This is a genomic window from Bacteroidota bacterium (assembly GCA_016706255.1).
Classification (GTDB): domain Bacteria; phylum Bacteroidota; class Bacteroidia; order Chitinophagales; family BACL12; genus UBA7236.
Map to the genome: position 1 here is coordinate 511,568 of JADJJZ010000029.1, position 12,127 is coordinate 523,694.

Annotated in this window: 7 protein-coding genes; 4 read left to right on the forward strand and 3 right to left on the reverse strand. The window is 36.4% G+C overall.

Annotation, left to right across the window (positions count from 1 at the left end):
• The first annotated feature begins 145 nt into the window (after positions 1–145).
• From IPI65_20235 to IPI65_20250, 4 genes are all read left to right on the forward strand, one after another.
• The gene (locus tag IPI65_20235; GenBank protein ID MBK7443761.1) at positions 146–2,260 is read left to right on the forward strand and encodes a T9SS type A sorting domain-containing protein; all 2,115 of its coding nucleotides are present in this window, start codon (positions 146–148) and stop codon (positions 2,258–2,260) included.
• A 19-nt stretch (positions 2,261–2,279) separates the two neighbouring features.
• Positions 2,280–4,781 (forward strand): T9SS type A sorting domain-containing protein, encoded by a 2,502-nt coding sequence (locus IPI65_20240; protein ID MBK7443762.1) that lies wholly within the window; start codon positions 2,280–2,282, stop codon positions 4,779–4,781.
• A gap of 256 nt (positions 4,782–5,037) precedes the next feature.
• A complete protein-coding gene (locus IPI65_20245) occupies positions 5,038–7,542 on the forward strand; it encodes a T9SS type A sorting domain-containing protein (GenBank protein ID MBK7443763.1) in 2,505 nt (834 codons plus the stop codon).
• 21 nt (positions 7,543–7,563) lie between these two features.
• Positions 7,564–8,493: a hypothetical protein gene (locus tag IPI65_20250; GenBank protein MBK7443764.1), complete on the forward strand. Its 930-nt coding sequence runs from the start codon at positions 7,564–7,566 to the stop codon at positions 8,491–8,493.
• An 89-nt stretch (positions 8,494–8,582) separates the two neighbouring features.
• Here the strand turns inward: IPI65_20250 and IPI65_20255 are convergent, their stop codons facing one another.
• Genes IPI65_20255 through IPI65_20265 form a run of 3 tightly spaced genes read right to left on the reverse strand, consistent with a single transcriptional unit; the run spans position 8,583 to position 12,057 of the window.
• Positions 8,583–9,341, reverse strand: a complete 759-nt coding sequence (locus IPI65_20255; protein MBK7443765.1) for a succinate dehydrogenase/fumarate reductase iron-sulfur subunit — start codon at positions 9,339–9,341, stop codon at positions 8,583–8,585.
• 36 nt (positions 9,342–9,377) lie between these two features.
• Positions 9,378–11,312 (reverse strand): fumarate reductase/succinate dehydrogenase flavoprotein subunit, encoded by a 1,935-nt coding sequence (locus tag IPI65_20260; protein ID MBK7443766.1) that lies wholly within the window; start codon positions 11,310–11,312, stop codon positions 9,378–9,380.
• Between the two features lie 40 nt (positions 11,313–11,352).
• Positions 11,353–12,057: a succinate dehydrogenase cytochrome b subunit gene (locus IPI65_20265; GenBank protein MBK7443767.1), complete on the reverse strand. Its 705-nt coding sequence runs from the start codon at positions 12,055–12,057 to the stop codon at positions 11,353–11,355.
• Between the last annotated feature and the right edge of the window lie 70 nt (positions 12,058–12,127).

Here is a 12,127-nt window from a genome sequence, read left to right on the forward strand (position 1 = left end):
CACAATACTTGCACTTACTATCAAGCAAATATATTCTTGTTTGCACTAATATTGTGTATCATCTTTGGTAAAAGTTTAATACAAAATGTCTGCAAACGTTTTAAAATTGTTCGTCATCATTGGTCTGTTCGCTGTCTGCAACCCCATGCAGACAGCTGCGCAGACCTCCTGGGCAGTTACCGGAGGAACGGAGTTATTCGACAAAGCCACTGACCTGATTCAGACGTCAGATGGCAACTTTGTAATCACCGTTAATGGTAACGATACCGATGATTTTTCATTTACAACGGTTAAGTTTGATACCGACGGCAATAAATTATGGGTAAGTGCACCTTATTATCCCGGTGATTTTGAAGTGCCAACTAACATTACTAGCAGTTTAGACGGCTCTGTTTTATATATCACAGGTTATGTTGGTGTTGATCAGATTTTAAGGGTTATTGCTTTGGATAATTTAACCGGGAGCACATTAAACGTATCTGATAGTTGGTCAAATTCCACAGACTTAAACACAGGACTGAGTGCACAAAGTATGGTAGATGTTACTGACAGTTTACTTGTTTTTGCAGCTTCCGGAAATCAATTGATCAGGTATACAATGGAAAACGTGAATGCTCTTGCTGCAACGCAAATTTTAGATTTCCCTGATACACCATTAAATCCTCAAAAGGCAATTACAGCAAGTACAAACATGGTTTCCAATATTCATTGTATTGCCGGAACTACACAGTTGGGTTTACGGCCGTATGTTTGGGCATTTGTGGGAAGCACAACATATTATTACGAACAATTACCCACTGATTCCGTTTTAATAAATTGCGCCGCATCACAGTCTGATGGTTATTTTCAGCTTTGTGGTAATACATATGACTCCACCGGATTATATATTGCATTATATGATACAACTGGAGGATTTTTCCATTTTGTGATGGATACTGTTTTTCCGGCACCGGGATACAAAATAGTTGGCGGTACAATTACACGGCTTGCTTCCGGTGGATATATGGCTAATGTTGTAAAAAACGCCGGAACACTAATTGCCAGCACTTCAAGATTTTACTTCGAAGTTGATGGTAGTATAATGTTTGAAATACCATTGCTCGAGGATGAAGTGGGTGTTGAATTAAATTACTTTATTACGAACGATATAAGTTTGCCAGTAATTAATGCCGGTAATATTTACACCCCTGCTGATTATGGTTACGAATATATAATCACCTACTCTCCTGAAGGTGATTTTTTACCGGTTTGTGCCTTAGATTGTGTTTGGCCGGGTGATGCTGATAATAATGGATTTGTAGACATGACCGATTTGTTTCCGATTGGAATTACATATGGACAAAGTGGTTTTGGAAGAGATTCTACCAGTCCGTATTGGCTAGGATATAAAGTTGATAATTGGGCGACTGAAATAATTCCGGAGTTAAATACGCATTATGCTGATACCCGGGGCGATGGGCTTATAAACGATCAGGATACAATTGGAATTATGTATAATTACTCTGATACACATGTTTTAAATACTTATCGTCTTGGTGGTGCCGGTTTCCCGCTTTGGTTAAATACAGCAGGTATAACATTAACCCCCGGTTATAATGAAATACCAATTATGCTGGGAGATGAAATTACGAGTGTAGATGCTATTTATGCGTTAGCATTTAGCATCAGTTATGAAGGACCACCTGTAATTGATTCCACAACAGTTGCAATTTATTTTGATGATTCCTGGATGGGAACAATTGATGATATGTTACAATTGGATTATAATTTTCCGGAACAATATGCCATTGATGCAGGTACAACTAATTTAGATTTAAATAATCGTTCAGGGTTTGGACAAATAGGTCGCCTGGCTTTTATTGTAGAAGATAATATTGCCGGCATTTTAGTAGGCTCCGGTGACAGCACCATTATTTTTAATATTAACAGTGCTTCAGCAATTAAAAATGATTATTCACCGGTTGATTTATCAACTTCAACTTATGAAGTAGTTGTTGGTATTAATCAAAACAATTTATCACATTTTGAACAAACAATTTTCCCTAATCCTTATCACAACGGAAACATTTATATTAAATCATCTGATATTCGTTTTAATACTTATCAAATTATAGATATGCAGGGCAATATTATTGAGGGTGGGGATATAAATAATGCTAACCTGATTAAACCCGGCAAACCATTAAACAGCGGCACTTATCTGTTAAAACTTATTGCAACGGATGCCATTTATTACTCAAAATTAATTATCATTAAATAACAATTTAAACTCCTTAACTATGAAACATTTAAAATTGGTCATTTGCAGCATTGTAGTATTATACTGTTCCAATTTACTCGCCCAGGAGGGTGGTATATTATTGCTGGATAATACATATTATATGACCAACACAATAAAATTATCGGATGGCAACTTTGCCGGAATTGGTTATGTAAATGACGGTGGCACCGTTAAAGCAGCTGTCGTTAAATTTGAGCCGGATAATGATATCATTTGGCAAACAATATTAGGTGCTGGCCTTGCTTACAACTGTAAATACATTTACAGTATTACACCGGATGAAATTATTGCATTAAATGGCAAAACTTTTTATAAACTAAATAGTTCTGGTACAATTATTTCAGAAATTGCTTATGCATTTGATGACCTGGGTTATGCACCTATAGTTGGGGATCTCGGTGTAATTGAATTTATTGATGCCGATACAAATTCAACCGGTATGTGTATTGTGGGACAAGGCTCAACCGGTGCACCTACGTTTGATGATATTTTTTCTGTAACTCAAATTTCAAATGACGGTGAAGTTTTATGGAGTTATGGTTATTTAATGACCGGGTATACAGATGCAAGGGCAATTACAGCAACCGATTTAACTTCAACTATTATTTATGCAGCTTATTCTCCTACCCAAACAAATCAGATAATAATTGAAAATGCAACCGGCGACTTAGTAGATAATGAACTACCCACACCAACGTATTATCCGCAATTATGCGAAACCAATAACGGAACAATTCATTACGGTGTAAATTTTGAATTAATTGATATTTATGACGTAATTACAAGGTTAGATGACGATGGTGCTATTATTTACAATAAATCTTTTTTGCATCCTTTAAACGATTCTACAGCTGCCATAGTTGGCGTAACACAACTACCGGATAATACCATTGTGAGTTGTAATTTAGCTTTAAATATTCCATTAGAAAGTTATGATTATGTAATCAAGCATTATAATGAAGCGGGAGATATCACTTATGTAAGTCCGCAAATTTTATCTTATGGATCATTCAAGGTAATCTATTTTGCCAGCATTGACGACCAACTTGTATTTAGTGGTCTTTACTGGGATGGTGTAGATTTAAATATAGGATTTACATTATTAACTGACGCCCTTGGGAACTTTAATAAACTGATGATAGCCGGTGAAATTTACTATGATGAAAATGATAATGGTTTACTCGACATCGATGAAATTCCATTGCCGAATGTACTGTTGCAAACTGCACCTGCTACCTACAATCAATACAGTGATATAGCAGGTTTGTATCAGCATGATTATTATTTTTATGACACGTATATTCATGCTCCTGTATTACCTGAATATTGGGACGAAGTAAATCCGGAAAATTACACCGTTACACATGATGACATTACAACTGGAACAACAATTTCAGATTTAAATTTTGGATTACAATATTTCTCTTCGGTTACAGAATTAATTACCAGCATAGACCTCTTAAATGGTGTTCGCCCGGGAACTGTCAGCAGTTTTATGTTATCCGTAAACAATAAAGGCAACCAGACAATCCCTGCAGGTAATGTGGAATTTCATTTTAGTAATTTGCTCGAATATCTGGAGGGTTCACCGTATGAAACTTTGGTTGATACAACAATTACATTCGCTTATCCGGAGTTAAATCCAATGGCAAATCAAATCTATTTTGTATATTTAAATGGTCCCATAGACCTTGAATTAGGAACTCCGGTTTCATTTTCAGCAAATGCAGATATACTTCCTGAAGATATTATTCCGACAAACAATATAGATTCTATTAATACAATAGTTTCAAATTCATATGATCCTAACGATAAAAAAGTTGACCCACAAGGTTCAGGACCATTGGGTATAATTGATCCGGCTACGCAGTATCTTGAATACACAATTACTTTCCAAAATATAGGAACAGCACCTGCAATTAATGTATTAGTTTCCGATACGCTTGATGCTGTAATTGATCCTTACAGTATTCAAATGCTTGCAGCTACGCATCCTTATCGTATGGAATTAGTCGGTAACAATATCATCAACTGGCATTTCGATAATATTAATTTACCGGACAGCATCAGCAATCCTTTAGGAAGCATCGGCAGTGTAGTAATGCGTGTAAAATTAGTCCCTGATTTGCCGCTCGAAACACAAATCACCAATACCGCAAATATTTATTTTGATTATAATAGCCCTATTATTACCAACACAACAATCAATACACTTAGTGAAGATTTGCTTTCAGTAAATAATCAGCTTGTGGAATCCTTATTTAATGTGTTTCCTAATCCTGTCGGAGATGTTATAAATGTATCAACAACAGTTACCGATGCTATTATAAATTGCACACTGTATAACATTACCGGCGTAAATGTTGGAGATTTTAATGTTTCTGTAAATAATGGTATATTTACTATCCCGACTCAACATCTCCCGGCAGGAACGTACACAATTGGATTTAAAGACACATCATTCCAAAACATGGGAAATGTGTTATTTATTAAATTATAATTAAACCCAAATCTAAACAATATTAAAAAAGTTAATTATTAATGTTCGCCTTTGAACATTATTAAATATTCATAGTTGCAAAAAAGAAGTAAATAAAGAGCCATAGGCTGATGCTTATATTTGTATTTTATTATCAGAATTAAATATATTTAACTACCAATATGTCATTACCTTAAAGCAATCTATTAAGCTATCCTTTTTTATTAAAATTGATATCAATTAATTATGATTAAATAACAAATTAAACTCCTTCACTATGAAACATTTAAAGTGGCTCGTTTGTAGCATTGTTGTATTATACTGTTCAACTTTATATGCCCAGGATGGTGGTGTATTAAACCTCGATAATACCTATAGCATGTATACAACGATTCAGCTATCGGATGGGAATTATGCAGGGTTGGGTTCAATTTATGTCGATGGCACAGTTAAAACAGCTGTAATTGAGTTTGAGCCGGACGGTGATATCATTTGGCAAACGGTATTAGGTTCTGGTATAAACTATTATTGTAATTTTATTTATAGTATAACACCTGGAGAAATTATTGTATTAAATGGCAACAACTTCTACAAATTAAATTTTAGCGGAACAATTATTTCTGAAATCACATATGAATTTGAAGATCTTGGTTATGAACCAATTGATGGAGATGACGGCATAGTTAATTTTTTGGATGTTGATACAAATTCAACCGGTATGTGTTTTGTTGCAAGTGGCTCAACCGGATTACTTGGATTTAATGATATTATGTCCGTTACACAAATTTCTAATGATGGTGTTGTATTATGGAGTTATGGTTATGAATTAACTGAACCAACAGGTCATTGGTCAATTAGCTGCACTGATGAAACTTCAAATGTTATTTATAATAAATATGACCCAATGCAGGTAAAACAACTAAAAATTGAAAATGCAACCGGTGTTATAACTGCTGATATCGTTTTACCCGAAGTATCCACTTTAACGTATTTATATGAAACAAACAACGGAACAATTCATTATGGTCCAAACTATGATGTAATTGATATTTACGATGTATTAACAAGATTAGACAACGAGGGTGATATCATTTATAATAAAACATTTGTACATCCTGAATTTGATTCAATTGCCGGTATAGCAGGAATAACACAATTACCGGACAATACAATTATTAGTTGCAACCTTGTTTTCGATGTAATTATGGAAGATTATAATTATGTAATCAGACATTACGACGATGAAGGTAATATCACATTTGAGAGTGCTGAAATATTATCTTTAGGCACCTTTAATGTGAAATATTTTTCAAATTTTGGTGACCAGCTTGTTTTTAGTGGGATGTATTGGGAACCAGGAGCTGATATGCAAGGGCTTACCTTAATAACCGATGTGTTTGGTCATTTTAATAAATTGGTAGTTGCCGGCGAAATTTATAATGATGAAAACGGCAATGAGGTACTTGATCCGGACGAGTTGCCATTACCAAATGTATTGTTACACACTGAACCTTATACCTATTCCGAGTATAGTGATGTTGCAGGAATGTATAATCACGATTACTACTTTTTTGGAACCTATGATCAAAGTATTATATTACCTGAATATTGGGATGAAGTAAATCCTGAAAATTATACCATTACGCATGATGAAATTACAACAGGAACAACAATTTCAGATTTAAATTTTGGATTACAATATACCACATCTGTTACAGAATTAATAACTAGCATCGACCTTTTAAATGGAGTTCGGCCTGGTACTTTCTGTACCTTTTTATTATCTGTAAACAATAAAGGTAACCAGACAATTCCGGCAGGTAATTTGGAATTCCATTTTAGTAATTATTTAGAATATGCAGACGGGCCTACATATATAGATTTAACTGATACTGTAATCACGTATGCATATCCTGAATTAACTCCACTTGCGAGCCAATTATATTTTGTTTATTTGAATGTTCCGGTTGAAGCGGAATTAGGCACACCGGTTTCATTTTCAGCAAATGCAGATATACTTCCTGAAGATATTTTACCAACAAACAATATCGATTCTATAAATACATCTGTTTCAAATTCGTATGACCCTAACGATAAAAAAGTTGACCCTCAAGGTTCAGGTCCATTGGGTATAATTGATCCGGCTACGCAGTATCTGGAATACACCATTACCTTTCAAAATATTGGAACAGCGCCAGCAATTAATGTATTAGTTTCCGATACGCTTGATGCAGCAATTGACCCTTATAGTATTCAAATGCTTGCAGCTACGCATCCTTATCGTATGGAATTAGTCGGTAACAATATCATCAACTGGCATTTCGATAATATTAATTTACCGGACAGCATCAGCGATCCTTTAGGAAGCATCGGCAGTATAGTAATGCGCGTAAAATTAGTCTCTGATTTGCCGCTCGAAACACAAATTACCAATACCGCAAATATTTATTTCGATTATAATAGCCCTATTATTACCAACACTACAATCAATACACTTAGTGAAGATTTGCTTTCAGTAAATAATCAGCTTGCGGAATCCTTATTTAATGTGTTTCCTAACCCAGTCGGAGACGTTATCAATGTATCAACAACAATAAACAACGATATTTTACATTGCACACTGTATACCATTACCGGCGTTAATGTTGGCGATTTTAATGTTTCTGTAAATAATGGTATATTTACTATCCCGACTCAACATCTCCCTGCAGGAACATACACGATTGGTTTCAAAGACACAACATACCAAAACCTGGGAAATGTGTTATTTATTAAATTATAAGTTAACCCAAATCTAAACAATATGAAAAATCTTAATTATTTATTGTTCGCATTTGCAGCAGTTATATTTATAAGTTCCTGCAAAGAAGATGAAATTACCGAACCACCGGTAGGTGAATTCAGTAGTATTTTTAATTACCTGGATGAAAAACAATCTGACCCGCAGGCATTTACAATTGCAGCCGGAAGTGAATCCATAATTACAGGTGAAAAAGGCACGGAAATTACATTTAATGCGAATTCATTTGTTTATTTAGACGGTACACCTGTAACAGGATTTATTGATATTCAATTACTTGAAATTCAAACGAATGCCGATATGATTTTTAATAATGTATTTCCATTATCTGATGGCAATTTTTTGAATTCAGGTGGTATGTATCGATTAACAGCAAGTCAGTTGGGAAACCCGTTAAAATTAGCACCGGGTGCTTATTATGAAGCCGTATTACCCGCACAGGCTTATGATCCCGGAATGGGATTTTATTCGGGTGCAGATGATGGTACAGGTGTAAACTGGACATTTATAAGCCCTTATTCTGATTCCGTGCGCACTTACGATTTCTTTAATTACGATGCCATTGAATCATCTTATTCTATATTATGCGATAGCATCGGATGGTGTAATTGCGATTATTTTGGTGGCGACCCTGTAGTGAGTTGCACATTTAATTTATCAGGACCTGCCACACTTTCCGCATTAAATACTGTTGCTTACGCTGTGTTAGATGGAGAAAATGCCGTTTTCCCACTTAACTCACCATTGGCAAGTGTAATTTCACAAAGTGGAATCGGAATCGTTCCCATGCATGTATTAATTATTTCAGTAATTACAGGAACATTATATTATGGATTATTGCCTGTAACACCAGAAGAAGGTGGCATCTATAATATTACCATGACAGAAACAACAGATGCAGAATTAACTGCAATTATTTTAAGTCTGCCCTGATTTATAATACTTTCTACTCCTCAAAATAATAAAGCCTTGCAGCGTAACCTGCAAGGCTTTTATTTAAACTCAAATCAAAATCAAATTATTTATTTAGGCATCTCTTCACTTAAAAGTGATGCATTTAAAAACTCACGATTTAATCGTGCAATATTTGCTACAGAAATTCCTTTTGGACATTCTGCTTCGCAAGCATAAGTATTTGTGCATGAGCCAAATCCCTCCGCATCCATTTGAGCAACCATTGAGAGTGCACGTTTTTTGCGTTCCGGATGTCCCTGTGGTAATAATGCAAGATGCGAAACTTTTGCAGAAACAAACAACATGGCTGAAGCGTTTTTACATGCTGCAACACAGGCACCACAGCCAATACAGGCCGCTGCATCCATAGCCGAATCCGCTGCTGCTTTTTCTACCGGTAATGCATTTGCATCTTGCGCCTGACCTGTTGATGCAGAAATAAATCCGCCGGCAGCAATAATTCTGTCAAATGCAGAACGATCAACACATAAATCTTTTAATATCGGAAATCCTTTTGCACGAAATGGTTCAATGGTAATAGTTTCACCATCCGTGAAATTGCGCATATATAACTGACACGTTGTAGATAATTTTTGAGGGCCATGTGCGCGACCGTTAATATACATACTGCATGTTCCACAAATACCTTCACGGCAATCGTGGTCGAATGCAACCGGTGCTTCCCCTTTTGAAATGAGTTGCTCATTTAATACATCCATCATTTCTAAAAACGACATATTTGCACTAACATCATTTAACTGATATTCTACAAGTTTACCTTCTGCCTGTGCATTTGCCTGTCTCCAGATTCTGAGTTTAATATTCATAGTTTTTTTCTTTTACTATCAACAAATTAATGCTGCTTATTTATATGAACGTGTTGCCAGTTTTACTTCTTCAAATTGTAATTCTTCTTTGTGAACTACAGGATTATTATCAATGCCTTTAAATTCCCATGCCGCAACGTATGCATATTGATCATCATTACGTTTTGCTTCACCTTCTTCCTGATATTCAACGCGGAAATGTCCGCCACAAGATTCATTGCGTTCCAATGCATCAACAATCATCAATTCACCTAATTCCATGAAATCTGCAACACGTTGAGCTTTTTCCAAATCCTGGTTTAATTCGTCGGCTTTACCGGTTACACGAACATTTTGCCAGAATTCAGCACGCAATTTTTTAACCATATCTCTTGCTTTGGTAAGGCCTTCTGCTGTGCGCGCCATACCGCAATAATCCCACATAATTTTACCCAATTCTTTATGATACTGATCAACCGATTTTGTACCCTGAATAGATAATAAATTATTTAATGTAGTCTGCACATGTTTTTCAGCTTCTTCAAATGCAGGATGATCGGTAGGAATTGCCTTTGTAAATATTTCTCCTGATAAATAAGAACCTATCGTATATGGAATCACAAAATAACCATCAGCCAACCCTTGCATTAATGCACTGGCGCCTAATCTATTCGCACCATGGTCGCTGAAGTTTGCCTCACCTAATGCATATAAACCGGGAACGGTGGTCATCAATTCATAATCTACCCATAAGCCACCCATTGTATAGTGTACGGCAGGATAAATGCGCATTGGAACTTCATATGGATTTTCTGCAGTAATATGTGAATACATATCAAACAAATTACCATAACGTTCTTCGATAACGTGTTTGCCCAAACGTTTTATGGCATCAGCAAAATCGAGATAAACCGCTAATCCACTTTCACCAACACCTCTTCCGTCATCACATGCTTCTTTAGCAGCACGGCTCGAAATATCGCGTGGTGCAAGATTTCCATAGGAAGGATATTTTCTTTCCAGATAATAATCGCGCGCATCTTCAGCAATATCCGTTGGTTTTTTTCTGCCTTCGCGAATTGCTTTTGCATCCTCTTGCGATTTAGGCACCCAAACGCGACCATCATTGCGCAAACTTTCACTCATTAGGGTAAGTTTGCTCTGATATTCACCCGAAACCGGTATACAAGTAGGGTGAATTTGCGTATAACATGGATTTCCAAAATAAGCACCACGTTTATAAGCTTTCCACGCAGCAGTTACATTACATCCCATTGCGTTAGTGGATAAGAAAAATACGTTACCGTAACCACCGGTGCATAATAATACAGCGTGACCAAAATGGCGTTCCAGTTTTCCGGTAACGAGGTCGCGTGCTATAATTCCACGAGCTTTTCCTTCAATTGTAACAACATCCAACATTTCATGACGTGAAAACATTTGAACATTGCCCAAACCGATTTGACGTTCGAGCGCCTGATAAGCACCAATCAGTAATTGTTGTCCGGTTTGACCGCGTGCATAAAATGTTCTCGACACCTGAGCGCCACCAAATGAACGATTGTCTAATAATCCGCCGTATTCACGGGCAAAAGGCACACCTTGAGCAACACATTGGTCAATAATATTTACACTTACTTCCGCCAAACGATAAACATTGGCTTCGCGTGCACGGAAGTCGCCACCTTTAATGGTATCATAAAACAAACGGAACACAGAGTCACCGTCGTTTTTGTAATTTTTAGCTGCATTAATCCCTCCCTGAGCCGCAATTGAATGCGCGCGGCGAGGTGAATCCTGGTAACAAAAAGCTTTTACTTTATAGCCTAATTCAGCTAAAGTAGCAGCCGCAGAAGCGCCGGCTAAACCGGTTCCCACCACAATTATCTCCAGTTTTCGTTTATTGGAAGGGTTTACCAGTTTCACATGGTTTTTATAATCTTCCCATTTCTGGTGAAGATTACCTTCGGGTATTTTAGAATCTAGTGCCATTGAAAAAATTGCTGTTTTAGATTTTATTAAGGGTAACAATTTAAACGATCCAACCTGCGTAAATGGAGATTGGCATCAAAGCAAAAACAATACAAATCAGAATTGAAAAGCCAATACCGATATTTTTTATAACCGGTGAGTATTTTTTATGATTTACACCCAAGGTTTGAAATGCGCTCTGAAAACCATGAATCAAGTGCCAGCATAACGAAAACACACCTAAAATGTAGACAATTAATACTAACGGGCTTTGAAAGGTAACCAGCATATCCTGATATAAATTTAATACTTCCTTGTCGCCAATTTGCACTTCTTCCAGCGGAGCTATTCCCATCATACCACCTAAACGACTGTTTGACCAAAAGTGACTGATATGCAAAACAAGGAACAACAAAATGAGTGTTCCGAGTAAGGTCATACTGCGGCTATACCATTTGCTGTTTGCGCCCGGATTGCTCACGGCGTATCCCTGAGGACGGGCTTGCTTATTTTTGGCAGTTAGCATATAGGCCTGAATAATGTGCACGATAAGCCCGGCAAACAACACAATTTCCATAGTGCGGATAATGATATTTGTTCCCATAAAATGGGCGGCTTTATTGAATGCAGCACCTCCGTCGTTAAAAAATATCATCGCGTTTATGGTGCAATGAACGATTAGAAAGGTGATTAAAAACAAACCGGTTACCGACATCACCAGCTTTCGGCCAATGGAAGAGGTTAAAAACGTATTAATCCAACTCATGCATTAAAAATTTTCACAATTGCAAATGTAAAACACTACAATCGAATTATTGGTTTACGGATATACACAT

Excerpts from the sequence above, each read along its gene's own strand:
- IPI65_20235 (MBK7443761.1), top strand. The coding sequence starts at position 146 with ATGCAGACAGCTGCGCAGACCTCCTGGGCAGTTACCGGAGGAACGGAG.
- IPI65_20240 (MBK7443762.1), top strand. The coding sequence starts at position 2,280 with ATGAAACATTTAAAATTGGTCATTTGCAGCATTGTAGTATTATACTGT.
- IPI65_20245 (MBK7443763.1), top strand. The coding sequence starts at position 5,038 with ATGAAACATTTAAAGTGGCTCGTTTGTAGCATTGTTGTATTATACTGT.
- IPI65_20250 (MBK7443764.1), top strand. The coding sequence starts at position 7,564 with ATGAAAAATCTTAATTATTTATTGTTCGCATTTGCAGCAGTTATATTT.
- IPI65_20255 (MBK7443765.1), bottom strand. The coding sequence starts at position 9,341 with ATGAATATTAAACTCAGAATCTGGAGACAGGCAAATGCACAGGCAGAA.
- IPI65_20260 (MBK7443766.1), bottom strand. The coding sequence starts at position 11,312 with ATGGCACTAGATTCTAAAATACCCGAAGGTAATCTTCACCAGAAATGG.
- IPI65_20265 (MBK7443767.1), bottom strand. The coding sequence starts at position 12,057 with ATGAGTTGGATTAATACGTTTTTAACCTCTTCCATTGGCCGAAAGCTG.